26 protein-coding genes are annotated in these 21,947 nt (G+C 63.6%); 10 read left to right on the forward strand and 16 right to left on the reverse strand.

The genetic code is table 11. The features are described from left to right. Positions 1–57 precede the first annotated feature (57 nt). The 4 genes from erpA to B2R83_RS12570 all read right to left on the reverse strand — a co-directional run bounded on the left by erpA (position 58) and on the right by B2R83_RS12570 (position 2,857). Positions 58–426, reverse strand: a complete 369-nt coding sequence (erpA, locus tag B2R83_RS12555; RefSeq protein ID WP_027865807.1) for an iron-sulfur cluster insertion protein ErpA — start codon at positions 424–426, stop codon at positions 58–60. 74 nt (positions 427–500) lie between these two features. Further along, positions 501–905, reverse strand: coding sequence for a bactofilin family protein (locus tag B2R83_RS12560; RefSeq protein WP_027865808.1), 405 nt, complete (start codon positions 903–905; stop codon positions 501–503). Between the two features lie 187 nt (positions 906–1,092). Beyond that, the gene (gene argC / locus B2R83_RS12565; RefSeq protein WP_027865809.1) at positions 1,093–2,130 is read right to left on the reverse strand and encodes an N-acetyl-gamma-glutamyl-phosphate reductase; all 1,038 of its coding nucleotides are present in this window, start codon (positions 2,128–2,130) and stop codon (positions 1,093–1,095) included. A 148-nt stretch (positions 2,131–2,278) separates the two neighbouring features. Beyond that, the gene (locus B2R83_RS12570; RefSeq protein WP_209589633.1) at positions 2,279–2,857 is read right to left on the reverse strand and encodes a TetR/AcrR family transcriptional regulator; all 579 of its coding nucleotides are present in this window, start codon (positions 2,855–2,857) and stop codon (positions 2,279–2,281) included. A gap of 120 nt (positions 2,858–2,977) precedes the next feature. Here B2R83_RS12570 and B2R83_RS12575 point away from each other — a divergent pair, with 120 nt between their 5' ends. After that, a complete protein-coding gene (locus tag B2R83_RS12575; RefSeq protein WP_292041703.1) occupies positions 2,978–3,736 on the forward strand; it encodes an SDR family NAD(P)-dependent oxidoreductase in 759 nt (252 codons plus the stop codon). 90 nt (positions 3,737–3,826) lie between these two features. Here B2R83_RS12575 and B2R83_RS12580 read toward each other — a convergent pair whose 3' ends face one another. Further along, positions 3,827–4,441 (reverse strand): XRE family transcriptional regulator, encoded by a 615-nt coding sequence (locus tag B2R83_RS12580; RefSeq protein ID WP_292041705.1) that lies wholly within the window; start codon positions 4,439–4,441, stop codon positions 3,827–3,829. Between the two features lie 298 nt (positions 4,442–4,739). On the opposite strand from B2R83_RS12580, the gene B2R83_RS12585 reads away from it, so the two are divergent. Further along, positions 4,740–5,012, forward strand: a complete 273-nt coding sequence (locus B2R83_RS12585) for a hypothetical protein (RefSeq protein ID WP_292041707.1) — start codon at positions 4,740–4,742, stop codon at positions 5,010–5,012. Between the two features lie 91 nt (positions 5,013–5,103). On the opposite strand, the gene rpsI is transcribed toward B2R83_RS12585, so the two are convergent. Then, the gene (rpsI, locus tag B2R83_RS12590) at positions 5,104–5,496 is read right to left on the reverse strand and encodes a 30S ribosomal protein S9 (RefSeq protein ID WP_005667904.1); all 393 of its coding nucleotides are present in this window, start codon (positions 5,494–5,496) and stop codon (positions 5,104–5,106) included. A gap of 9 nt (positions 5,497–5,505) precedes the next feature. Then, a complete protein-coding gene (gene rplM, locus B2R83_RS12595) occupies positions 5,506–5,934 on the reverse strand; it encodes a 50S ribosomal protein L13 (protein WP_292041709.1) in 429 nt (142 codons plus the stop codon). A gap of 295 nt (positions 5,935–6,229) precedes the next feature. On the opposite strand from rplM, the gene B2R83_RS12600 reads away from it, so the two are divergent. The 4 genes from B2R83_RS12600 to B2R83_RS12615 all read left to right on the forward strand — a co-directional run bounded on the left by B2R83_RS12600 (position 6,230) and on the right by B2R83_RS12615 (position 10,124). Then, positions 6,230–7,690 carry an alpha/beta fold hydrolase gene (locus tag B2R83_RS12600; protein WP_292041711.1) on the forward strand — a complete coding sequence of 487 codons (1,461 nt, stop codon included), beginning with the start codon at positions 6,230–6,232 and terminating at the stop codon, positions 7,688–7,690. A 12-nt stretch (positions 7,691–7,702) separates the two neighbouring features. Next, positions 7,703–8,434: an ATP-binding cassette domain-containing protein gene (locus B2R83_RS12605; RefSeq protein ID WP_027865817.1), complete on the forward strand. Its 732-nt coding sequence runs from the start codon at positions 7,703–7,705 to the stop codon at positions 8,432–8,434. Continuing rightward, complete coding sequence (locus B2R83_RS12610; RefSeq protein WP_292041714.1) at positions 8,431–9,615, forward strand: ABC transporter permease; 1,185 nt, start codon at positions 8,431–8,433, stop codon at positions 9,613–9,615. Before B2R83_RS12605 ends, B2R83_RS12610 begins: the two co-directional genes overlap by 4 nt. 86 nt (positions 9,616–9,701) lie before the next feature. Further along, on the forward strand, positions 9,702–10,124 hold the full coding sequence (locus B2R83_RS12615; protein WP_036210435.1) for an OsmC family protein: 423 nt from the start codon (positions 9,702–9,704) through the stop codon (positions 10,122–10,124). Positions 10,125–10,308: 184 nt separating this feature from the next. Here B2R83_RS12615 and coq7 read toward each other — a convergent pair whose 3' ends face one another. Together coq7 and B2R83_RS12625 are read right to left on the reverse strand one after the other, a co-directional pair. Beyond that, positions 10,309–10,953: a 2-polyprenyl-3-methyl-6-methoxy-1,4-benzoquinone monooxygenase gene (gene coq7 / locus B2R83_RS12620; RefSeq protein WP_292041716.1), complete on the reverse strand. Its 645-nt coding sequence runs from the start codon at positions 10,951–10,953 to the stop codon at positions 10,309–10,311. A 53-nt stretch (positions 10,954–11,006) separates the two neighbouring features. Further along, positions 11,007–11,438, reverse strand: a complete 432-nt coding sequence (locus B2R83_RS12625; RefSeq protein ID WP_292041717.1) for a hypothetical protein — start codon at positions 11,436–11,438, stop codon at positions 11,007–11,009. A 206-nt stretch (positions 11,439–11,644) separates the two neighbouring features. Between B2R83_RS12625 and B2R83_RS12630 the strand changes: the two genes are divergently transcribed. From B2R83_RS12630 to B2R83_RS12645, 4 genes are all read left to right on the forward strand, one after another. Further along, positions 11,645–12,541 carry an ABC transporter ATP-binding protein gene (locus tag B2R83_RS12630; RefSeq protein WP_036210431.1) on the forward strand — a complete coding sequence of 299 codons (897 nt, stop codon included), beginning with the start codon at positions 11,645–11,647 and terminating at the stop codon, positions 12,539–12,541. A 3-nt stretch (positions 12,542–12,544) separates the two neighbouring features. Continuing rightward, the gene (locus B2R83_RS12635) at positions 12,545–16,144 is read left to right on the forward strand and encodes a M1 family aminopeptidase (protein WP_292041719.1); all 3,600 of its coding nucleotides are present in this window, start codon (positions 12,545–12,547) and stop codon (positions 16,142–16,144) included. 42 nt (positions 16,145–16,186) lie between these two features. Further along, a complete protein-coding gene (locus tag B2R83_RS12640) occupies positions 16,187–16,393 on the forward strand; it encodes an addiction module protein (protein WP_027865824.1) in 207 nt (68 codons plus the stop codon). Positions 16,394–16,479: 86 nt separating this feature from the next. Next, positions 16,480–17,694 (forward strand): serine hydrolase domain-containing protein, encoded by a 1,215-nt coding sequence (locus B2R83_RS12645; protein WP_292041722.1) that lies wholly within the window; start codon positions 16,480–16,482, stop codon positions 17,692–17,694. Between the two features lie 188 nt (positions 17,695–17,882). Here the strand turns inward: B2R83_RS12645 and B2R83_RS12650 are convergent, their stop codons facing one another. The 7 genes from B2R83_RS12650 to B2R83_RS12680 all read right to left on the reverse strand — a co-directional run bounded on the left by B2R83_RS12650 (position 17,883) and on the right by B2R83_RS12680 (position 21,678). Next, the gene (locus tag B2R83_RS12650; protein ID WP_292041724.1) at positions 17,883–18,200 is read right to left on the reverse strand and encodes a Dabb family protein; all 318 of its coding nucleotides are present in this window, start codon (positions 18,198–18,200) and stop codon (positions 17,883–17,885) included. Positions 18,201–18,222: 22 nt separating this feature from the next. Continuing rightward, complete coding sequence (locus B2R83_RS12655; RefSeq protein ID WP_292041726.1) at positions 18,223–18,987, reverse strand: alpha/beta hydrolase; 765 nt, start codon at positions 18,985–18,987, stop codon at positions 18,223–18,225. 22 nt (positions 18,988–19,009) lie between these two features. Next, positions 19,010–19,396 carry a hypothetical protein gene (locus tag B2R83_RS12660; protein ID WP_292041728.1) on the reverse strand — a complete coding sequence of 129 codons (387 nt, stop codon included), beginning with the start codon at positions 19,394–19,396 and terminating at the stop codon, positions 19,010–19,012. A gap of 123 nt (positions 19,397–19,519) precedes the next feature. After that, the gene (locus B2R83_RS12665; protein ID WP_292041729.1) at positions 19,520–20,200 is read right to left on the reverse strand and encodes a hypothetical protein; all 681 of its coding nucleotides are present in this window, start codon (positions 20,198–20,200) and stop codon (positions 19,520–19,522) included. Further along, the gene (locus tag B2R83_RS12670) at positions 20,181–20,570 is read right to left on the reverse strand and encodes a CHAP domain-containing protein (RefSeq protein WP_292041731.1); all 390 of its coding nucleotides are present in this window, start codon (positions 20,568–20,570) and stop codon (positions 20,181–20,183) included. The genes B2R83_RS12665 and B2R83_RS12670 overlap by 20 nt, the downstream gene beginning before the upstream one ends. Positions 20,571–20,578: 8 nt before the next feature. Continuing rightward, on the reverse strand, positions 20,579–21,073 hold the full coding sequence (locus B2R83_RS12675; RefSeq protein WP_292041733.1) for an Hcp family type VI secretion system effector: 495 nt from the start codon (positions 21,071–21,073) through the stop codon (positions 20,579–20,581). 245 nt (positions 21,074–21,318) lie between these two features. After that, entirely contained in the window at positions 21,319–21,678 is a 360-nt protein-coding gene (locus B2R83_RS12680) for a hypothetical protein (RefSeq protein WP_292041735.1), read from the reverse strand. Positions 21,679–21,947 lie beyond the last annotated feature (269 nt).

A 21,947-nucleotide genomic window follows, 5' to 3' on the forward strand; every position in this document is an offset into this window, starting at 1 on the left:
CGGCCCGGATGAACCGGGCCGTCGACTGCCCGGGTCACCGGGCTGCCTGGGGGAAGATCACGCGGAGAACGAGGAGCCGCAGCCGCAGGTCGAGGTGGCGTTCGGGTTCTTGATCACGAACTGGGCGCCTTCGAGGTCGTCCTTGTAGTCGATCTCGGCGCCGACCAGGTACTGGTAGCTCATCGAGTCGATCAGCAACTGGACACCGTTCTTTTCCATCGTGGTGTCGTCTTCGTTGACGATTTCGTCAAAGGTGAAGCCATACTGGAAGCCGGAGCAACCGCCACCCTGCACGAACACGCGCAGCTTGAGGTCGGGATTGCCCTCTTCCTCGATCAGCTGAGCAACTTTCTCTGCGGCGCTGTCGGTGAAGTTGATCGGAACGGGGATCGTGTCGTGCTCTTGCACTTCGGCGACTGCGGTCATGAAACACTCCTGGTGAATATACGAATTGCGCCCATTATAGACCGTTGCCGCAACTGATGCTGGTGACAGGCCGACTATCCGGCCGTCAGGGAAGGCTCGGCGTCGGTAAACTGAAACACCGGTTCGCCTGCGGGTTCGTGGGTCAGTTTCCCGGTCACGAGGGCGCCGCCGTGCATTTCGAGCAAACGGTAATGTACATCACCATGTATGCGGCCTTTCGGCTGTAATTCAAGGAGTTCTGACGAATATACCGATCCGGCGATGTAGCCGTTGACCACCAGGCTGGCGCAGCGCACCTCGCCCTCGATCCGGGCATGCTCGGAGACGATCAGCATGCTGTCGGCGCCTTCCGCCGCGACCACGTTGCCATGCACTTCGCCGTCGATACGCAGCCCCCCGGTGAAGCACAGGTCGCCCTCGATGCGGGCCGAGATGCCGACCAGGCTGTCAATCTCGCTCTTTACTTGTCGACCAAACATGTTCCACCCCTTCCAGTAGGACGCCGGCGGCGATTCGCCGCGCGCTGAAATCAACCTGTGCATCGGTCAATTTACCGTTCTCAACAAGAGTGGCCTTGATCTAGATCGCTTGGGGCGGCGTGTTGCCGTTTTGTAGGAAAAAAGAGAGACGCCGCGCGGGAAAATTCCGCGCGGCAGGGAGAAAAGATTAGGGCAGCAGCGCGATTTGCTTGAGGCCGGTCGCTTCATCCAGGCCGAACATCAGGTTCATGCACTGCACGGCCTGGCCCGAGGCGCCCTTGACCAGGTTGTCCTGCACCACCAGGATGACGACGGTGTTGCCGCCTTCCGGACGGTGCAGCGCCAGGCGCAGCATGTTCGAGCCGCGGGTCGAGCGGGTTTCCGGGTGCGAGCCGAAGGGCATCACGTCCACGAAGGTGCTATCCTTGTAGGTGTCCTCGAACAGGGCCTGCAGGCTTGCATCGTCGATGTCCTTGGTCAGGCGCGCGTACAGGGTCGCGTGCATGCCGCGGATCATCGGCACCAGGTGCGGGGTGAAGATCAGGCCGACCTTCTGGTCGGTGTAGCGCGCCAGCTGGGCCGAGGTTTCCGGGGTGTGGCGGTGGCCGTGCACGCCGTAGGCCTTGAAGTTGTCGCTCGCTTCCGAGAACAGCGTGCCGATCTCGGCCTTGCGGCCGGCGCCCGAGACGCCCGACTTGCAGTCGGCGATCAGGCTGCCCGCGTCGACCAGGCCGGCCTTGAGCAGCGGGACGAAGCCGAGCTGCATGGTGGTCGGGTAGCAGCCCGGGTTGGCGATCAGGCGTGCGCCGCGGATGTCATCGCGGTTCAGTTCCGGCAGGCCGTACACGGCTTCCTCGATCAGTTCCGGCGCGGTGTGCGGAATCTTGTACCACTTTTCGAACGTGGCCTGATCCTTCAGGCGGAAGTCGGCCGCCAGGTCGATCACCTTGACGCCGGCCGCCAGCAGCGCCGGGGCCTGGGCCATGGCGACGCCGTGCGGGGTGGCGAAGAACACCACGTCGCACCCGGTCAGGTCGGCCTTGTCCGGGCTCGAGAAGGCCAGGTCGACGACGCCGCGCAGCGAGGGGAACATGTCGGCCACCGGCAGGCCGTCTTCCTTGCGCGAGGTGATCGCGGTCAGCTGCACGTCGGGGTGCACGGCCAACAGCCGCAGCAATTCCACGCCCGTGTATCCGGTTCCGCCAACGATGCCAACTTTGATCATGTTCTATTCCTTCGTGATGTAAGAATGACCTTTTCAGGACGAGGCTGCATTTTAACAGCCATGAAAAATGCCTGCGCCGGAGGCGCCATCCGGTATGCAAAGAATATTTGCCATTTAAGCAATAAATGCAAATATTCTTTGCATGGCATCAAGGCCAGGCCAGCAGCGCCTGCGCGGCCACGGCCTGCAGCTTGTCGCGGCTGAACCCGGCCTTGGCCTGCACGGCGATGCCATGGGTTACCGCCAGCAGGAAGCCGGCCAAGGCCGCAGGGTCGGCCGTCTCCGGCAAATCTCCTTCCGCGCGGGCGCGCTCGAAGCGCGCGCGCAGGGCGGCTTCGCCCTCGGCGCGGAAGTCGATCAGGGCTTGGCGGATCGGCTCGGCATCGTCCGATCCGGCCAGCACGCCGTTCACGCCGAGGCAGCCGCGCTGGTCCTCGAACATGGTATTGAGCTCGACCGCCCGCGTGAGGATATGAGCGGCGACTTCGCGCGCGGTCGGCAGGGCCAGCGCTTCCGGGATATAGGCGAGGAAGCGCTCGCTATAGCGTTCCAGGGCGCGGCGAAACATGGCTTCCTTGTTGCCGAAGGCGGCATACAGGGCCGGCCGTTCGACGCCTGCGGCTTCGGTCAGGTCGGCGTAGGACGCGCCTTCATAGCCCTTGCGCCAGAACACGCAGAGTACGGCGTCGAGCGCCTGGTCCACGTCGAATTCGCGACGTCGCCCCATGAAATCCCTCTTTTCATAATGGTTGTTACGAAAAAGCCTTGACAGGCTCATAGGTCAAAATTATATACTGATCGTTATCGTAACAGTCGTTACGAAATAACGGACACAGAAAGGGATGTCATGTCACCAGTATTGAAGGGAAAAGTCGCACTCGTTACCGGCGGCTCGCGCGGCCTGGGCGCCGCCATTGCCGAAGCGCTCGCGGACCAGGGTGCGGATGTCGCGATCAGCTATGTCGCCTCCGCTGGCAAGGCCGAGGCGGTGGTCGCGAAGCTGCAGGCCAAAGGAGTGCGCGCACTGGCCATTCGCAGCGACCAGGCCGACATGGCCGCCGCCGCGCCGCTGGTCGAGGAGGTGATCGCCCGCCTTGGCCGTCTCGACATCCTCGTCAACAATGCCGCGATCGCGGTGTCGGGCAAGCCGGTCGATGCGCCGGACCTCGACACCGTCAACCTGGACCGCCAGTGGCAGGTCAATGTGATGGGCCCCGTCGCCCTCACCCGCGCCGCCGCCCCGAAACTGGCCGAAGGGGGGCGCATCATCTACATCGGCTCGCGCCTCGGCACCGTGGTCCCCTGGCCGGGCACCGCCGACTATGCCGGCAGCAAGGCGGCCCTGATCGGCTACGCGAAAGGCGTCGCGCGCGACCTGGGAGGGCGCAAGATTACCGCCAACGTGATCCAGCCCGGCGTGATGCCGACCGATATGTCGGCCGAGGTGCTGGGCGAGAGCGTGCCCGACGCCGTCCTCGACCAGCACCCGATCCGCCGCATCGCCACCCTCGAGGAAGTCGCGGGCCTGGCCAGCTTCCTGGCTGGCCCGCAAGGCGGCTATATCACGGGCGAAGTCATCAGCGTATCCGGCGGCATCGGCGTCTAGGGCGCTTACGAGCCAGGGGTAATGGACTTCGTGACCTTGCCCTGCTCGTCCAGCATCCGGATCTCCGCCTTGCCGTCGGCGGAGACCAGCTTATTTTGCTTGTTTGTTTTTGAGGCGGCGCAGGCGCCATTCGATGAACAGGCCGACAAAGCCGCAGGCGAACACGATGGCGCCGATGTATTGCAGGATGCGGTTACCGTTTGCCTCGACATGCCTGGTCGTGACCAGCTCGAAGCGGCGCCGTCCGTTCTCCACCGGCTCGTAATACACCGTGCCGCGGCTGTCCGGCCACTCCACGGTCAGCGGCCGGTTCCGAGTCGCCATGAATTCCGCCGACTGTTTCGCCATCTCCTCGATCGTGATCTGCTTGGCGAGCATTTGGTTCCCCAGGACTTCTCGGTAGGTGGAAAAGACATTTTCGGCTTCGCCGGGGCGGATCACCCCGGGGGAGCTGTAGGTGTACAGCTTGTTCGGGAAGAAGATGCCGTCGTTCGCCGCCAGCATCATGGCAAACCCGAGCACCCAGGCCGCCGCCGAGCCGAACAACCAGCGCCTGGTATCGTGAACCTGTGCGGCCGCCACCCCACTGGTGAACTGGGTAACCGCGGGGATATGACGCAAGCTCGTCGCCAGCACGTCGCTGTCCACGTCCTGCAGAAAAGTCGCCGCGTCCATCTCCAGCGCGGCAAGGATGGTGGAAAACATCTCGGCCGACGGCACCGACTTGTCGTTTTCCAGCTTGGCAGGTAGGATTGTTCGATTCCTGCAATCTGCGCGAACTGGGGTTGGGTCAGGCCTTTGTCAGTCCTGATCTGCTTGAGTCTTTCGCCAAAAGTCATGTGAACCTTTCCTGAACGTCAATGGAATAGCTGTATTCTTTGCTATTCATGCATGACTTGGAAGATGAATATCGGCGAATATCGGTGAATGGGGCAGGAATATGAGACTTCCTATGCAAGGCGCATGGATAGGATCGATACGGCTAGGCCAAGGACAAAAACGGATGCATCCCGAACTGAAGCAAACCCGCAATGAAGCCAAGTTCTCATGGCAACCAAGGAAGTCCAGCTCGACAGCCGAACTGGTCGCACGCGCACTCCATGTCCTCTTCGGCCTTGCCTTGCTCTGCGCTTCCGTCTGGGCCGCCACCTACATCGACAGCCCGTACCAGGTGATCTACATCGTCACGATGCTGCTGAGCCTGCTCATGATCGGAAGCGGCCTGTACGCCAGAAGGGAAACGGTGTTCAAGGCTTTCCTGGGATATTGGTGCTGAGGTGTAGTCCAAAACAAAAAGCCGCCCACCTTGCGGAGGACGGCTTTCGCGACAGCGGCTTGGCGCCGCTGCCAGCAAGCAGCAAAACGAATTAACGCTTCGAGAACTGCTTTGCGCGGCGTGCTTTACGCAGGCCGACTTTCTTACGCTCGACTTCACGGGCGTCACGGGTGACGAAACCGGCACGTGCCAGGTCGCCCTTGAGGCCTGCGTCGTAGTCGATCAGTGCGCGGGTGATGCCGTGACGGACGGCGCCAGCCTGGCCCGATTCGCCACCGCCGTGCACGTTGACCTTGATGTCGAAACGCTCGACGTTGCCGGTCAGTTCCAGCGGCTGACGAATGACCATCAGGCCGGTTTCGCGCGAGAAGTATTCCGAAGCCGGCTTGCCGTTCACGATGATCTGGCCGGTGCCGGCCTTGATGAACACGCGAGCGACTGCACTCTTGCGACGGCCGGTGCCGTAGTTGTAGTTACCGATCATGTCAGTTCCTTAGAGGGTCAGTGCTTGAGGTTGCTGTGCTGCGTGCGGGTGGGTGCCTTCCGCGTACACTTTCAGCTTCTTGATCATGGCGTAGCCCAGCGGGCCCTTCGGCAGCATGCCTTTGACAGCCTTTTCCAGGGCACGGCCCGGGAAGCGCTGCTGCATTTTCAGGAAGTTGGTTTCGTAGATACCGCCCGGGTAGCCCGAGTGACGGTAGTAGGTCTTCTCGGTGGCCTTGGTGCCGGTCACGCGGAGCTTGCCTGCATTGACGACGATGATGTAGTCGCCGGTATCGACGTGCGGAGTGAACTCCGGCTTGTGCTTGCCGCGCAGTCGGAGTGCCACTTCGCTGGCAACACGTCCGAGGACCAAGTCCGTCGCGTCAATCACCAACCAGTCGCGCTGGACTTCATGGCCCTTAGCGGAAAAAGTTTTCATGATGACTTCCTAAATAGGTTAAATGCTCACTGTGGTGGTTCCGCCCTTGCTGCAGCGGACTCTTCCTTATTATCTTCCCCGAGCAAAGGGAAAGCCCACGATGATAGCCGAACAGCGGCCAGCCCGTCAATGCAAGCTGCGCCTCCTGTCGCATTTTCCACCCGCATGCCTGATCTATTTCCCTCTTTCAAAACAAAGCACTCCCTCTTCGCATAATTTCATGCGATGGTGCAACAATACATTGACCATCAAAACGATGCCAATCTACTATGCAGGCGTCCTTTGAGGAGATTGTGTGAAGACAAGATCGTTACTCCCTGCCCTGCTGCCTGCCGCCGCCCTCTGGCTGGCGGCAAGCGCCGTGGCCAGCGCATCGACGCCACCCGCCAAGACCGCGCCCGCCGCGGTCGCCCGCAACTGCCACCTGCCCGGCGTGACCGACACCCTGCGCTGCGTCACGCTCGACGTTCCACTCGACCACGCCAGGCCGGCCGGCGACAAGCTGAAGCTGCACGTCACGGTCGCGCCGGCGCACCGCAAGGGCGTGCGCAACGATCCCCTGTTCGTGCTGGCTGGCGGTCCCGGCCAGGCCGGCAGCGACGTCGTGCAAATCCTGAAGACCGCGCTCAGCCGTGTGCAGGCAACCCGCGACATCGTGTTCATCGACCAGCGCGGCACCGGGCTGTCGGGCAAGCTCGATTGCAAGAGCAAGCCGGAACACGAACGCATGACCGAAGACCAGCTGGAAGCGGAAGTGCGCGCCTGCATCGCTGCCACCCGCGCCCCGTTCAAGGCCTACACCACCGAGGCCGCCGCCCGCGACACCGAACTGGTGCGCCGCGCGCTCGGCTATGGCGCCGTCAACGTGTTCGGCGGTTCCTACGGCACCCGCCTCGGCCAGGCCTATGCGCGCCTGTACCCGTCCAGCGTGCGCAGCCTGGTGCTCGACGGCGTGGCCGCGCCCGACCAGGTGATCCCGGCCGGCGCCCGCGACGGCCAGGCCGCGCTCGACAAGGTGTTCGAACACTGCGCCAGGGACGCCGGCTGCAACAAGGCCTTCCCGAACCTGCGCGCCCAGTTCGACGGGCTGCTTGCCAGGCTCGAAGCCGCGCCCATCAAGCTGTCCCTCTCCGACCCGCGCACCGCCAAGCCGATCGAGATGAGCATGACCGCCACGCGTTTCCTCGGCACCGTGCACAACATCCTGTATTCGCCGGCCGACGCGCGCCGCCTGCCCTTCCTGATCCAGAGCGCGGCGCAGGGGCGCTGGCAGCCTTTCGTGGCGCGCCAGAACCTGGCCAGCGATTTCGGCGGCGACAGCCAGATGGCGATGCTGCTGCACCTGGCAGTGGTATGCGCCGAGGACGTGCCGCGCATGACGCCCGAGTTGCTGGCGTCGGATGCGGGCAAGCTGACCAAGATGCTGGCCGACATGATGCCGGCCCTGTGCAAGTCGATCGATGTCCCGGCCGTGCCCTACAAGGAACCGACCCGCATCGAAGCCCCGGCCCTGCTGCTGTCCGGCGCGCTCGACCCGGTCACGCCGCCGCACCGCGCGGTCACCGCCGCCAAGTACATGAGCCGCGCCCAGCACGTGGTGGTCGACAGCCTCGGCCACGGCGTCTCGCAGCTCGGCTGCGCGCCGCGCCTGCTGCGCACTTTCCTCGACAAGCCGCAGGACAAGCTGGATGCCAGCTGCCTGAAACAGATCCCGCTGCCGACTTTCCAGCTCGGCAGCGCCGGCCCGCAACCCTGAAGGCGCCAGAACATGATTGAAGTCCACGATGTACGCAAGAGCTTCGGCGCCGTCAAGGCGCTGGGCGGCGTCAGTTTCACCGCGAACGACGGCCAGATCACCGCGCTGCTCGGCCCCAACGGCGCCGGCAAGACCACCCTGCTGCGCACCCTGGTCGGGCTGCTCAAGCGCGACCACGGCAGCATCGCGATCGACGGCGTCGATCCGGAAAAGGACCCGATGGCGGTACGCCGCAGCATCGGTTTCCTGACCGACCAGTTCGGCCTGTACGAGCGCCTCAGCACACGCGAATACCTCACCTATTTCGGTGAGCTCAACGGCATGAGCCGTCCTGCCATCGCCAAACGCATCGAGGAAGTGTCCGCGCTGCTTGGCATGGACGACATCCTGACCCGCCGCAACAAGGGCTTCTCGCAGGGCCAGCGCATCAAGGTGGCGCTGGCGCGCACGCTGCTGCACCGGCCGCGCCACCTGCTGCTCGACGAGCCGAGTCGCGGCCTTGACGTCATGAGCACGCGCGCCCTGCGCACCGCGCTGGGCGCGCTGCGCGCCGAAGGCTGCTGCGTGATCATGGCCACCCACGTGATGCAGGAAGTGACAGCCCTGTGCGAGGACGTGATCGTCATCGCCGGCGGCCACACCGTGGCCCAGGGCTCGCCCGATGAATTGTGCCGGCGTACCGGCATCGCCAACCTGGAAGACGCGTTCGTGCACCTGGTCGGCACCGAGGAAGGAATCGCATGAAATCCAGGCTGTTGGTCGTTTACCTGAAAGAGCTGATCGAGACGCTGCGCGACAAGCGCACCCTCGGCATGCTCGCCATGTTCACCCTGCTCTACCCGGTCCTGTTCGGCTTCATGCTGAACCAGATGATCGAGAAAAGCACCAAGGCCGAACGCGAAGGCATCGAGCTGGCGGTGATCGGCGGGGCCAAGGCGCCGACCCTGATGTCCCAGCTGGGCCAGAAGAACATCACGGTCAAGGAGACCGCGCCGATGGACGAAGAGGCCATCGGTGAGCTGCTGCGCGGCAAGAAAGTGGCGGCGGTGCTGCGCCTGCCGGACGACTTAACCGAGCAGTACTACGCCATGCGCCCCGCCCGGCTTGAGATCTGGTACGACTCCGCCAGCGAGAACGGCGGCCAGCGCCGCGACGTCGAGGACGTGCTGGAGGCCTATGGCGCCAACGTGGCCGGCGCGCGCCTGCTGGCGCACGGCGTGTCGCCGGCGGCGGTAACCCCGATCCTGGTGCAGCGCTACGACACCGGCACCAATGCCTCGCGCTCGGCGATGGTGGTCGGCAGCATCATGGGCTTCCTGTTCTTCCCGGCCTTCATGCTGTGCCTGTCGGCCGCGGTCGACAGCACCGCCGGCGAGCGTGAACGCCGCTCGCTCGAAGTGCTGATGGCGCAGCCGGCCCGGACCTGGGAACTCATCGGCGGCAAGTGGCTCGCCGCCAGCACCCTGGGCATCGTCGGCGTGACGCTCGAACTGATCCTGGCGCACGCGGTCTTCAAATGGCTGCCGCTGGAGGAGATCGGCATGTCCTGGAGCCTGGGCTGGCCCCAGCTGCTGCTGGTATGCCTGGTCACGGTGTCGCTGTCGCTGCTGGCCGGTGCGCTGTACGTCGCGCTGGCGATGAACGCCAAGACCTTCAAGGAAGCGCAGACCATCCTCAGCATCGTGGCCATCGTGCCGCTGGTCCCCGCCATGATCGTGTCCTTCCTGGACCTGAAGACCGCGGACTGGATGTACCTGGTGCCGATGCTGTCCAACCAGACCCTGATCAAGGAAGCCTCCAAGGCGGGCGACATCGGCGCCATGCCCTACCTGCTGACCTTCCTGTGCTCGGCGATTCCGGCCCTCTTGATCGTCGCCTTCGCCAGCTGGCGCATGAAGAGCGAGCGCTACGTGCTGGCGGTGTAAGCCACCGCAAACCGGAGGGGCGTCTGCGAAGGCGCCCCTTTCGCTTTACAATGCTCCGGCACAGCATCCTCAGCGGAGAAAAATACATGGAAGTGAAAGTCAGCTGGAACGGCCCGTCGGGCATGAGTTTTCGTGCCGAGACCGGCAGCGGCCACATGGTAATGATGGACGGCGCGCCCGAAGGCGGCGGCCACAACCTGGCGCCGCGCCCGATGGAGATGGTGCTGGTCGGCACCGGCGGCTGCACCGCCTATGACGTGGTGCTGATCCTCAAGCGCGGCCGCGAGGACGTGCGCGGCTGCGACGTGACGCTGCAGGCCGAGCGCGCCGAGACCGATCCGAAGGTCTTCACCAAGATCAACTTCCACTTCACGGTCACCGGGCGCAACCTGAAACCGGCGGCGGTGGAGCGCGCGGTCAGCCTGTCGCACGACAAGTACTGCTCGGCGTCGATCATGCTGGCCAAGACGGCCGAGATCACGCACACGGTGGAGATTGTGGAGGTTTGATCCGATTGCTGGCTAATCGCCAGCCTCACAATATCCACCTCCCTAAAAACCGTCATTCCGGCGAAGGCCGGAATCCAATTTTGCATGTGCAGTCGTGATGCCTGCAGAACTTGGGTTCCGGCCTTCGCCGGAACGACGTTTACATGATGCGTGAGAAGAACTGGAAGCGCGGCGACTCGGTCAATCAGATGTGATACGCCGTCGTCGTCATCACCTTCGACATCGCCGTCATCAGCATCCTGACCGGCATCGGCGTCTCCGCCGCGCCCAGCGCCTGCGCCGAGGCGCCGTGGGCGATCTCGTCGACCCGCATCTGTTCCACGATCGCACGCGACTTGGCGTCCTGCGGCGGCAGGTCCTCGAGGTGGCGGTTCAGGTGCGCCTCGACCTGGCGCTCGGTCTCGACCACGAAGCCCAGGCTGTGCGGGTCGCCCAGCTTGGCCGCGATGCTGCCCAGCACGTAGGAACCCGCATACCACAGCGGATTGAGCAGGCTCGGCTGCGAACCCAGCTCGGACAGGCGCTCGGCGGTCCAGGCCAGGTGGTCTTCTTCCTCGCGCGCCGACTTTTCGAACTGCTTGCGGATCGCCGGGCTCTTGCCGAAGCGCGCCTGCGAGTCGTACAGCGCCTGCGCGCACACTTCCCCGACGTGGTTCACGCGCATCAGGCCCGCGCTGTGGCGGCGCTCGTCGTCGCTCAGTTCGCAGTCGGTGGCATGCGTGCCCGGGTTCGGGCGCGAGGACGCGGCGACGCCGCCGACCACGCGCAAGGCCTTGTCGAAGCCGGCGATCAGGTCGTCGAGGGAGGAGTTGGAACGGTATGCGCTCATGATGTTGTCAAATGCGATATTCGAAAACACCATTATAGGCCCAGCCGCGGGGCTCAGGCGCCCGGCGCCCCCGCCTCGGCTTTCCTGCGCGCGATCCAGTCGGCCAGCGGACCCGCCGCCTCCAGCCCGGAGATGTTCTTCGCCACCCCCAGGTTCAGCTCGAGCAGGAAGGGAATCGATGCGATCGGGATTTCTGGGCAGTGGCGCCGAAAGGCGTCCATGAAACGTTCGGATTCGACGGTCGGCATCACCTTCGCGCCGCTCATGTACTGCAGCACGCTGGTGATGGTATGGCCCTTGCCGAGGGTGTGGTAGATGAAGCGGTTGAACTCGCGGTCGACCTTCTTGAAGTCGATCGTCTCTTCCGTCATCAGCGCCGCCAGGTAGAACAGGCCCAGCGACACCCGGAACCAGTCCAGCGACTCGGTCCGGTCGCGTCCTTCGCGCATCAGCGCCAGCAGCTTGTCCTGGATGGCCTTGTTCATCCTGCCATTATCCATGTTTCCCGGCTTTACGCGAGCAATGTTTATTTAAAGAAATTACTGCTGCGCTTTGTCATCCGTTCTGTCATCGGATTATGCAGTCTGGACCATCAAAGCGCCCGTGCGTCGCGAAGTCGCCACAAACCTCAAGACAATTTAATACAATGCAAGTGTTGAAAAAGGTTTATATGCACGCTTGAGGATATGGCATGGAATTGAAAATCCGCAATTTGTCGAAGACTTACGCCAATGGCGTGGTCGCGCTCGACCGTGTCACCCTCAACATCCCGGCCGGGATGTTCGGGCTGCTCGGCCCGAACGGCGCCGGCAAGTCGACGCTGATGCGGATCCTCGCCACCCTGCAGGAATGCGATTCCGGCTCGGTCTTCCTAGACGACATCGACGTCCTCGACGAAAAGGACGAGGTGCGCCGCATGCTCGGCTACCTGCCGCAGGATTTCGGCGTCTACCCGAAAGTGACCGCTTACGAGCTGCTCGACCATTTCGCCCAGCTCAAGGGCCTGTCGCACAAGCACCGCCGGCGCGAGGTGGTCGACGGCCTGCTCCAGCAGACCAACCTCTGGGAAGTGCGCAACCAGCGCCTCGGCACCTTCTCGGGCGGCATGCGCCAGCGCTTCGGCATCGCCCAGGCCCTGCTCGGCGATCCACGCCTGATCATCGTCGACGAACCCACCGCCGGCCTCGATCCGCAGGAGCGCGTGCGCTTCCACAACCTGCTGTCCGAGATCGGCGAGGACAAGACCGTCATCCTGTCGACCCACATCGTGTCCGACGTGGCCGACCTGTGCGCCAACATGGCGATCATCCACAAGGGCCACGTGCTGCTGTGCGGCGACCCGCAGGACCTGACCTACGAAATCGAAGACTACATCTGGGCGCGCATCGTCACCAAGCAGGAACTGCCGGTGTTCCAGAAGCGCCACCAGGTCATCTCGACCCGCCTGCTCACCGGCCGCACCCTGATCCACGTGTATGCCGAGACCGACCCGGGCGACGGCTTCGAACCGGCCCGCGCCAGCCTGGAAGACGTCTACTTCGCCACCATCGCCGGCAAATTCACCGCCGCCGCCACGGGAACCTGCTAGGCCATGCATCCGCTGTTCGCCATCGCCGGTTTCGAGGCGCGCCAGCGCCTGCGGCTGCTGTCGACCTGGATCTACTTCGGCATCTTCCTGGCGTTGGCGATGCTGTGGATGGCGGCGGCGGGCGGCGCCTTCCGCGACGCCATCGTCACCTTCGGCGGCCGGGTCCTGATCAACGCGCCACGCCAGATCGCGCTGACCGCATCCTTCCTCGGCTGCTTCGGCGTGATCGTGGTGGCGGCCGTGATGGGCCGCTCGGTGCAGCAGGACTTCGAATACGAGATGCAGCACTTCTTCTTCAGCGCGCCGATCCGCAAGGCGGACTACGTGCTGGGACGCTTCCTCGGCGCCTTCGCCACGCTCGCGGTGATCCTGTCGAGCATCGTGCTGGGCGCCTGGCTCGGGACCTTCATCCCCGGCATCCAGCCCGACCGCCTGGGGCCGGGCGGACTGCCGAACTACCTGCTGCCCTACCTGCTCACGCTGCTACCCAACACCTTCATCTTCGGCGCCCTGTTCTTCGTGCTGGCCGCGCTGTCGCGCCGCATGCTGCCGGTCTACGTGGCCAGCATCGTCATGATGATCGGCTACATCGTCGCCCCGTCGCTGGCGCGCGACCTCGACTACAAGACCCTGGCCGCGCTGATGGATCCCTTCGGCACCACCGCCCTGATCCGCCTCACCGAATACTGGCCGATCGCCGAGCGCAACACGCGCCCCGTCATGTTGGAAGGCGTGTACCTGGTGAACCGCCTGATCTGGGTCGGCTTCGGGCTGGTGGTCCTGCTGTTCGGCTACTGGCGCTTCCACACCACCGGCAACGTCGACGCGCGCCACAAGAAGGCCCAGGGCCAGGGGCTGGCCGATACGCTGGCCGACCTCGCCCCGCAGCAGCTGTCGCATGCAGCCATCGACACCCGCGAGCCGCCCGATTTCGAGCGCCGCAGCCTGGCCGTCCTGCTGGGGAAGTCGGTGCTGTACAACCTGCGCGAGTCGAGCCGGAACATCTATTTCCTGGCCCTGACCGTTGCCGGCGCCCTGATCCTGGTCGCCAGCGCGCTCGACCTCGGTTCGATCTACGGCACCAATACCTATCCGGTCACCTACATGGTGCTGGACCTGATCCGCGACGTGTTCTCGCTGTACATGCTGGTGGTCACCACCCTGTTCGCCGGCGAGATGGTGTGGCGCGAACGCGAGGCGCGCATGGCGCAGATGCTGGACGCGATGCCGGCGCCGACCTGGCTGCCGCTGGTGGGCAAGACGCTCGCCCTGGTCGGCCTGCAGGCCCTGCTGCTGGTGATGGCGATGCTGGTCGGGATGCTGATCCAGCTGTTCAAGGGTTATTTCGGACTCGAGCCGGGCCTCTACCTGCGCTTCCTGTTCACGGTGCTGCTGCCGCAGTACGCGCTGCTGGCGGTGGCGGCGATCGCGATGCAGGTGATCGTCAACAACCGCTACCTGGCCTACTTCATCCTGATCGCCCTGTACCTGGTGCTCGGGACCGCGCAGGGCTTCGGCTTCGACCACCCGATGCTGGTGTACGGCAGCACGCCGTCCTTCACCTATTCGGCCATGAACGGCTTCGGCCGTTACCTGCTGCGCGAGCACCTGTTCCAGCTCTACTGGGGCGGCATGGCGCTGATGCTGATGGTGGCGGCGCGCGTGCTGTGGGCGCGCGGCGTCGACAGCGGCTGGCGCGAGCGCCTGCGCCTGGCGCGCCGCAACCTGTCCAGGCCGGTGCTGGCCGGCTTTGGCGCGGGTCTCGTGATCTTTGCGGGCACAGGTAGCCTGCTGGCCTACGAACTCCACGCCGGCGGCTACCTGACCGGCGCGCAGCAGGAAAACCTGCGCGCCGACTACGAGCTGCGCTACCGCCGTTTCGCCAGGCTGCCGCAGCCGCGCATCACCAATGTCGACCTGCAGGTCGACATCCGCCCCGAGGCGCGCAGCCTGGCCGTGAAGGGTTTCTACCAGCTGGAGAACCGCACCGGTGCGCCGCTGCGCGAGGTCGTCCTGTACCAGCAGCGCGGCGCCGAACTCGCCGCTCGTTTCTCGCAGGCGGCGCGGCAGGTCATGGCCGATCCGGAGCACGGCTTCTACCTGTACCGCCTGGCCGAGCCCCTGGCGCCCGGCGCGCGCATGGCGCTCGAGTTCAGCGTGCGCTACCAGCCGGGCGGCCTGCTCGGCATCGGCCGCGACACCCCGGTCATCCAGAACGGGACCTTCTTCACCAACGAGGTCATGCCGCGCATCGGCTACCAGCCCTCGGTGGAGCTGGTCGACGACCGCGACCGCAAGCGCCGCGGCCTGGCGCCGAAGGATCCGCTGCCGGCGCGCGAGGACCCGGCGGCACGCGCCAACAACGTGCTGGGCATGGACGCCGACTGGATCGGCTTCAGCGCCGTCGTCGCCACCTCCCCCGACCAGATCGCGATCGCCCCGGGCACGCTGGAGAAGGAATGGATCGACAAGGGGCGGCGCTACTTCCACTACCGGATGGACAAGCCGATCCTCAATTTCTACGCCATCCAGTCGGCGCGCTACGAAGTGCGGCACGACCGCTGGCAGGACGTGACCATCGACGTGTTCTACCATCCGGGCCACGACGCCAACGTCGAACGCATGATCCGCGGCGCCCAGGCCAGCCTGGAATACGCGTCGCGCCGCTTCGGCCCCTACCAGTTCAGCGAGCTGCGCATCGTCGAGTTCCCGCGCTATGCGTCCTACGCGCAAGCCTTCCCGGGCACCATCCCGTTCTCGGAAAGCGTCGGCTTCATCGCCCGCATCGACGACGATTCGCCCAAGGACATCGACTACCCCTTCTACGTCAGCGCCCACGAGACCGCCCACCAGTGGTGGGGCCACCAGCTGGCCGGCGCCCACGCGCGCGGTTCCAGCGTGCTGTCGGAGAGCCTGTCCGAGTACACCGCGCTGATGGTCATGAAGCGCGCCGTCGGCGGCCAGAAGATGCGCCGCTTCCTGCGCTACAACCTGGATGGCTACCTGATGGGCCGCGCCACCGAGCGCCGCAAGGAACTGCCGCTGGCGCAGAACGAGAACCAGGACTACGTCCACTACCGCAAGGGCAGCCTGGCGCTCTACCTGCTTGCCGACCTGCTGGGCGAGGACGTCGTCAACCACGTCCTGAACAGCCTGCTGCAGGAACACGGCTTCAAGGGCGCGCCCTACCCGACCGTGCTGGCGCTGGTCGACCGGCTGCGCGCCGTGACGCCGCCCGACAAGGCGTATTTGATCGACGACCTGTTCGAGCACATCGTGCTGTACGAGAACCGCGCCGACAGCGCCAGCGCGCGCCAGCGCCCGGACGGCAAGTTCGAGGTGACGATCCGGGCGCATGCGGGCAAGGTGCGCGCCGGGGAACTGGGCGACGAGAAGCCGGCGCCGCTCAAGGACTACATCGAATTCGGCGTCGACGACCGCAACGGCAACCCGCTGGCGCGCGAACGGCGCCTGGTCGACAGTGCCAGCCAGACCGTGACGCTGGTGGTCGGCGGGCGTCCGGCACGGGCCGGCATCGACCCGGACAATAAATTAGTTGATAGAAAACCAACGGACAATATGGTTCCAGTCGACAACCTATAAAACCCAAGTTATTATTTCAAAAATATTACCGGAAGGAGCATCATGTCAAACCTGGTTGCCGAGATCGCGGAAAAGATCCAGATGCTGAGTGCTGAGGAGAAGCACGCCCTGGTGCGCCTGCTGCTCCAGGATATCGATGGTCCTGACGAGGATGCCGACGAAGCCTGGCACAATGAAGTCGTACGCCGCGTCAAGGCGATCCGCAACGGCGAGACGGCCATTCGCGCGCTGCAGGAATGGCAGGAGTAAATCCGGGGCCTCACGATGCGACACGAGAAACCGCGGCCTGGCCGCGGTTTTGCATTTCAGCCCGCGCCCCTGTACGTACGAGCCCGATGAAGCAGCTGCTCGCGCCCTTCCTGCTGGCCCTGCTGGCTGCCGCCCCGGTGGCGCAGGCAGCCGAAGAGCGGCCCGCCCTCACCCACAAGCTCGCCAAGCTGCAGCAGGCCTCGAGCCTGCCGGGCTTCGCGGTGGCGGTGGTGTCGGGCAATGCCGTGCTGTACCAGCGCGGCTTCGGCCATGCGGACCTGCAGGCCAGGCGCCCTTACACCGAGGAGACGCTGCAGAACGTCGGCTCGGTCAGCAAGACCGTGATCGGCGTGGCGATCGTGAAGGCGATCGAACTCGGCTACTTCGGACTGGACACCGAGATCAACGGCATCCTGCCCTTCAAGGTAGAGCATCCGCATGGCGGCGCAGCGATCACGGTGCGCCACCTGGTCACCCACACCTCCAGCATCGTCGACGACGACGAGATCTACGGGCACTCCTATTACGTGCTGCCCGATGCCGATACCGGCGGCCCGCTCTACCAGCAATTCAGGCGCGACTTCACCCAGCCGGGGCGCCAGGACCTGAGCCTGGGCGGCTTCTTGAAGAACTACCTGGCGGTGGGCGGGCGCAGCTACCGGAAAACCAACTTCGCCAAGGCAGCGCCGGGCGCCGCCTACCATTACTCGAACATCGGCGCGGCGCTGGCGGCCTACCTGATCGAAGTGAAAAGCGGCCAGAGCTTCGAGGCCTTCACCCGCAAGCATATCTTCGAGCCGCTGCAGATGCGCTCCACCACCTGGCGCGCCGACCCAGCCCAGGCGAAGCGCCAGGCGCTGGCCTACAACCGCCGCCACCAGGCCTATCCGCGCTACGCCCTGGTCACCTACCCGGACGGCGGCCTGACTACCTCGGCAGCCGACCTGGCGCGCTTCCTGATGGCCATGGTGAAGGGCTACAAGGGCGGCGAAGGCGTGCTGACCAAGGCCGGCTTCACCCTGCTGTTCGACCCGGAGTTCGCGCCCGACGCCCTCCCTAGCGCCAGCCCGGCGGCGGAACCGAACAGCGGCGTGTTCTGGCGCATCCGCAAGAACGGGCTGGTCGGGCATTCGGGCAGCGACCCGGGCGTCACGGCCTTCATGTTCATCGACCCCGCCAGCGGCACCGGCCGCATCCTGATGACCAACATCGAAGCCGGCGGCAAGGGCGAGCAGGACGATCCGAAGATCGTCCAGCAGTTCAGGGAAGTGTGGAAGACCCTGGGCGAGGTGCGCCCCTGAGCGCTGGCGTAGGGTGGGCGGCTCCACCTGACAATTGAAATCAGTCGCTTCGGCAAACGCCGCCCACGCGTTCAACCAGCGCTGGAACAGCCGTTCAATCTGATCAAACGGAAGTTGAACGCGTGGGCGGCATGTACGACATGGACTGAGCGTATCGTCGGGTGGAGCCGCCCACCCTACGGTTTTCGCTAAGCCTGCGTCCAGTAATCGACTACCAGCGAACGTTCCAGGCAGCTGCCCAGGGTATCCACGAAGCGCTGGTGCGCCGGGTGCACCAGGTAGGCGTCGCGGTCGGCGTCGCTCGCGAAGGTCAAGGTGAAGCAGTGGGTGAAGCCCTGGTTCAGGCCTTCCGGACTCACGTTGGTGCCCCACTCGTAGGCGGCGATGACCGGGATCTCGGCAGGCAGCCGGCCGAAATCGGCGACGACGGCATCGACCGCTTCCTGGCTGGCATCGCCCTTGAACGCGAACAGCACGACGTGACGCAGGGATGGTGTGGCTGGCATAAGACTCCTTTTCCTTGTTTGTTTACTTCGCCCACTGGAGCGAAGGGATGTAGTCGGGGCTCTCCGAAATCGAATTGTGCTGCGTTCCTTCGATCACGCGCAGCCGCGCCACCCCGGCAGGAAAACGCGCCAGCAGCCGCTCGGCGCTGTCCGCCGGGATGATCTCGTCATGCTGGGCAGCGATCAACAGCGTCGGCGCCTGCACCCGCGGTGCATACGCCGACGAGGCATAGCGGTCGCGCAGCAGCCAGCGTACCGGAAAATACGGAAACTGTCGGGCAGCCAGTCCCGCCAGGCTGTCATAAGGCGTGACCAGCACCAGCTTACCGACCCGCCGCTGGCTGGCGACCTGCACCGCCACGCCGGTGCCGAGGCTGCGCCCGATCAGCACCACGTCCCGGTGCTCGCGCGCCACCCGGTCGAACAGGGCCAGCGCATCGCCGACCAGGGCCTGTTCGGACGGACTGCCGGTGCTGCCGGTGTAGCCGCGGTAGTGCAGGAGGTAGAGGGCGCGCCCGGGAAAGGCGCGCTCGAGGATGGGCAGGCTGCCTGTCACGTCCTCGGCATTCCCGCCGAGGTAGATCAGGGCCCGCTCGCCCGCCAGTGGCCGCTCGGAGACCAGGACCCTGGCCCCGTCCACCGCAAGGATCGAGGTCTTCGGCGCCGCGTAGGCGGCGACCGGCGGCGGATAATAGATCAGCGAGCGCTGCAGGAAGAACAGCGCCAGGCAGGCTGCCATATAGGCGCCCACGGCCAGCAGCAGGAGAACGACGAGGGCCTGCTTCATGCAGCCGCGTGCCCTTCGGTGATTAGTTGAGTTTGGTGAGCTGGAGCGTGAATTCCTGCGCCTTGCCGTCCGCCGTCCAGTGCTGCCGGGCTTCCAGGGTCGCGTCGTCGACCCGGCGCCAAACGAACTGGCTCGGCGCATTCACGGGCTCGAAGTCGGCCGAGTCGGCGCCGATGCTGGACGCCCTCCAGGTGTACTCCCCCCACTGCGAGATCACCTCGCCATCCTTGAGGCTGATGGTGGCGCCGTCCGTGTGGCCGGTGAAAGCGCTGTCCGGGAAGCGGTGCGACTGGAACACCGCCGGTTCCGGCCGGGTATATTCTTCGAAGAATTCCTTGCCGTCCGGCGCGACGCCCTTCCAGCGGCCTTCCAGGAACTGCAGCTGCGCGAAATCGTCGAGGCTGAACATACCGGTCTCCTTGTCGGGTGAAGGCCATCGATCTTACACCTCGACGCCGCGGCATCCGCGTCCGGCACGAGACGAATCCGGGACACTTGGTCATGCTGGCAAAACCGCATCAAAGCAAAGATCTCAAGGGCATTTTGCGTGGCCGCTCCAACTCCACCTGCCTGACGGTGAGCGGACAAGGGTCATGGTCCCGTATGCGTTCGATGACGTGCAAACAAATCGAGCAGTCAGTTCACCTTGCTCAGTCCAGCGTGGGCGTTCGAACGTGGAGACAACCATTTCCACGCCATCGAAGTTCTTGGCAACTGTCCCGGCATAACCTGTCCAAATGAGGTTGCCACTCATATCCTGTACGGTCCAATTCTCGCCGTCTACACCAGCTTCCTGCTTAATCGCCAGGAACGCTTTCATATTTGGTGAGAACAAGACAGTATGGCCAGTGCGCATTCGTTGCCCGGTTTCCCCTAGCAGGAGGTCACCTGAATACGAACTTTCATCAATCAACTCGATCAGATGCGCTTTCGCATGGACATCGTAGCCACAGTAGCGCCAGTGTACGCCGCCCATCTCGCCCTCATCGTGGGGCGGCTTATCGACAAATCTCTGCGGACCTGTTCTGGAAGGGATCTCGAGCACATGCTTGCTCACGCGCCGCACCCCCTTGGGAGCCTGTTTCAGTGCGTCGCGCTCGGTCTTGACAATTTCACAGGAAAGAAGCGGCTGAGCCTGCTTGGCCGCGGCAGGAATGTTGAAGGCCGCAATCGATGCACAAGCCAGCACATGTTTAAGGACGGTAGATGACATAGGCGGGGGTCTCCTTGCGATACTCTCTGCCGGGCCAGAATCCGTTTCTCTGCACGAAGTCGGATATCCAGTTTTTTCCGTCGAACCCTTGAATGTGGCCGCTCTTTCGATGAGTCGTCGCCTGTATCACGGCAACGTCTCCCTTCAACGGCTTATAGGTCGAAAGATCCTCGACGCGTACTGTATGAAAGCCTGCACGCAGCAACGACGGCCCCCAGTCTTTCGCATGCACCGGCCATGTGGGAGGTTTGTAGCCACCTGCCCCCAGCGCTTGTCTCACAAAGTAGGCGCAACGTCCCTTTCCATAACCTACTTTGTCTGCCTTGTCGCGCAGGTGTTCTGTGAATTTTTCTATATCCACAGTTGCCATGGCCGCACCTAAGCCACGACTTTGTTGGTGGACAGGTCCCAGCCCCCCGCTGTGCTACCACCGGCACCGCCACTGATTTTCTGCTGCGTGTACTTCCACGTAACCTTGCTGAACTTCAGGCACAGATGTTCTTGCATCCCAACGCCCGGTTTCAAGCCTGGCTTTACCGAACCAATCAAGACGTTCTCCAACGCCATTTCGAAATACTTCACCCGTTCGCCGCTGCCGTCGGCACGGAAGAACTCGAATTTGGCCTTGGGGATGGTCTTTCCCATCGCGCAGTGCTGCAACAGGATTGGCGTGGAGAGATCGGCCAGCTTACTTACCACGACCTCGTCGAATTCCGCTCTTGCTGACGTATGGCCACCGGCGGTTGAAGCAACCGGGCTGCGCGGCTGATCGACGCCGAAATCGACGTCCAGGCATTCGATCCACTCCTTGTGCTTGTCGTCCATCGACTCGCCTTTGATACCGTCGATTTGCAGGTATGCGTCAACTGCCATTTGATGCCTCCAAACGAATTAAGAGAGCATCGATAATGCCTAGGTAACTCATGTACGCGCTGTTACTCATCAAGGGGTTGGGGCAACTTGAAGCACGTCAAACAGCAGGAGGGCAGACCCGCTACTCCCTCGCGAACAGTACTCGTTTCCAGCCAGGACGAGATTTGGCCAGGTCAGCGAAACCTCGGTAGGGAGCAGTGGACGGGTGTTGTCGAGCGGAAAGCAGTCGTTGGAATACGGTGTAGCTACTCAGCATCGCCAAGAACAACCTCTTCGCTAGACTGGGGCTCATCTTCATCGCGTCGGATTGCACGTAATTGCGTCATAATTTCATCGCCATATGGTGTTAGCGTCCAATATGTTCCGGAGTCTTTAACGCTTCTGGTTTTTTCGCTTTTCGCAATAAGGCCAAGTGCGCGAAGTTGAACTTTGATGGTTTGAAAGTCGTCTTCGCTAATGTAAAAGTTGCGCAGCTCATGGTGAAGGAGTTTTTTGTTCTTGCTTAGGCGCTCAAAGCTGTCCGTTTCCGCGAGGTTGTCAAGCGCATTTTTTAGCGCGGGTTCTGTCGCCTCATGAATCATTAATGGTGCAATGCATGCAAACATCTCATTCCACGTGGGCGAAAAGCTCGAAGTCCACTTTTGGCTTCGGTACTCGCCTGGCGCCGTTGATGAAAATGAAAATTTTATAGAATGTTCTTCATCTCCCTGCGCCAACCCTTCAGAGCCTTTAGGCGGGCTTTGTTGCGCAAATCAGGCTGGGCCAGCATGGGACCCGCACGTCTGGTAGCCTGAACGGATGAAACCATCTCCACAGAAGTACGGCACGACCAACTGTAAGACGTACAACGAAGCGCTCAAGGCACGCGGTTCGC

The sequence above is a fragment of the Massilia sp. UBA6681 genome (assembly GCF_002454935.1).
Taxonomy (GTDB): domain Bacteria; phylum Pseudomonadota; class Gammaproteobacteria; order Burkholderiales; family Burkholderiaceae_D; genus Telluria; species Telluria varians.

Excerpts from the sequence above, each read along its gene's own strand:
- B2R83_RS12570 (WP_209589633.1), bottom strand. The coding sequence starts at position 2,857 with ATGGGGCGACGTCGCGAATTCGACGTGGACCAGGCGCTCGACGCCGTA.
- B2R83_RS12575 (WP_292041703.1), top strand. The coding sequence starts at position 2,978 with ATGTCACCAGTATTGAAGGGAAAAGTCGCACTCGTTACCGGCGGCTCG.
- B2R83_RS12645 (WP_292041722.1), top strand. The coding sequence starts at position 16,480 with ATGAAGCAGCTGCTCGCGCCCTTCCTGCTGGCCCTGCTGGCTGCCGCC.
- rplM (WP_292041709.1), bottom strand. The coding sequence starts at position 5,934 with ATGAAAACTTTTTCCGCTAAGGGCCATGAAGTCCAGCGCGACTGGTTG.
- B2R83_RS12680 (WP_292041735.1), bottom strand. The coding sequence starts at position 21,678 with ATGTTTGCATGCATTGCACCATTAATGATTCATGAGGCGACAGAACCC.
- B2R83_RS12580 (WP_292041705.1), bottom strand. The coding sequence starts at position 4,441 with ATGTTTTCCACCATCCTTGCCGCGCTGGAGATGGACGCGGCGACTTTT.
- B2R83_RS12605 (WP_027865817.1), top strand. The coding sequence starts at position 7,703 with ATGATTGAAGTCCACGATGTACGCAAGAGCTTCGGCGCCGTCAAGGCG.
- B2R83_RS12585 (WP_292041707.1), top strand. The coding sequence starts at position 4,740 with ATGCATCCCGAACTGAAGCAAACCCGCAATGAAGCCAAGTTCTCATGG.
- rpsI (WP_005667904.1), bottom strand. The coding sequence starts at position 5,496 with ATGATCGGTAACTACAACTACGGCACCGGCCGTCGCAAGAGTGCAGTC.
- argC (WP_027865809.1), bottom strand. The coding sequence starts at position 2,130 with ATGATCAAAGTTGGCATCGTTGGCGGAACCGGATACACGGGCGTGGAA.
- B2R83_RS12615 (WP_036210435.1), top strand. The coding sequence starts at position 9,702 with ATGGAAGTGAAAGTCAGCTGGAACGGCCCGTCGGGCATGAGTTTTCGT.
- erpA (WP_027865807.1), bottom strand. The coding sequence starts at position 426 with ATGACCGCAGTCGCCGAAGTGCAAGAGCACGACACGATCCCCGTTCCG.
- B2R83_RS12675 (WP_292041733.1), bottom strand. The coding sequence starts at position 21,073 with ATGGCAGTTGACGCATACCTGCAAATCGACGGTATCAAAGGCGAGTCG.
- B2R83_RS12670 (WP_292041731.1), bottom strand. The coding sequence starts at position 20,570 with ATGGCAACTGTGGATATAGAAAAATTCACAGAACACCTGCGCGACAAG.
- coq7 (WP_292041716.1), bottom strand. The coding sequence starts at position 10,953 with ATGAGCGCATACCGTTCCAACTCCTCCCTCGACGACCTGATCGCCGGC.
- B2R83_RS12610 (WP_292041714.1), top strand. The coding sequence starts at position 8,431 with ATGAAATCCAGGCTGTTGGTCGTTTACCTGAAAGAGCTGATCGAGACG.
- B2R83_RS12630 (WP_036210431.1), top strand. The coding sequence starts at position 11,645 with ATGGAATTGAAAATCCGCAATTTGTCGAAGACTTACGCCAATGGCGTG.
- B2R83_RS12560 (WP_027865808.1), bottom strand. The coding sequence starts at position 905 with ATGTTTGGTCGACAAGTAAAGAGCGAGATTGACAGCCTGGTCGGCATC.
- B2R83_RS12665 (WP_292041729.1), bottom strand. The coding sequence starts at position 20,200 with ATGTCATCTACCGTCCTTAAACATGTGCTGGCTTGTGCATCGATTGCG.
- B2R83_RS12655 (WP_292041726.1), bottom strand. The coding sequence starts at position 18,987 with ATGAAGCAGGCCCTCGTCGTTCTCCTGCTGCTGGCCGTGGGCGCCTAT.
- B2R83_RS12660 (WP_292041728.1), bottom strand. The coding sequence starts at position 19,396 with ATGTTCAGCCTCGACGATTTCGCGCAGCTGCAGTTCCTGGAAGGCCGC.
- B2R83_RS12635 (WP_292041719.1), top strand. The coding sequence starts at position 12,545 with ATGCATCCGCTGTTCGCCATCGCCGGTTTCGAGGCGCGCCAGCGCCTG.
- B2R83_RS12625 (WP_292041717.1), bottom strand. The coding sequence starts at position 11,438 with ATGAACAAGGCCATCCAGGACAAGCTGCTGGCGCTGATGCGCGAAGGA.
- B2R83_RS12650 (WP_292041724.1), bottom strand. The coding sequence starts at position 18,200 with ATGCCAGCCACACCATCCCTGCGTCACGTCGTGCTGTTCGCGTTCAAG.
- B2R83_RS12640 (WP_027865824.1), top strand. The coding sequence starts at position 16,187 with ATGTCAAACCTGGTTGCCGAGATCGCGGAAAAGATCCAGATGCTGAGT.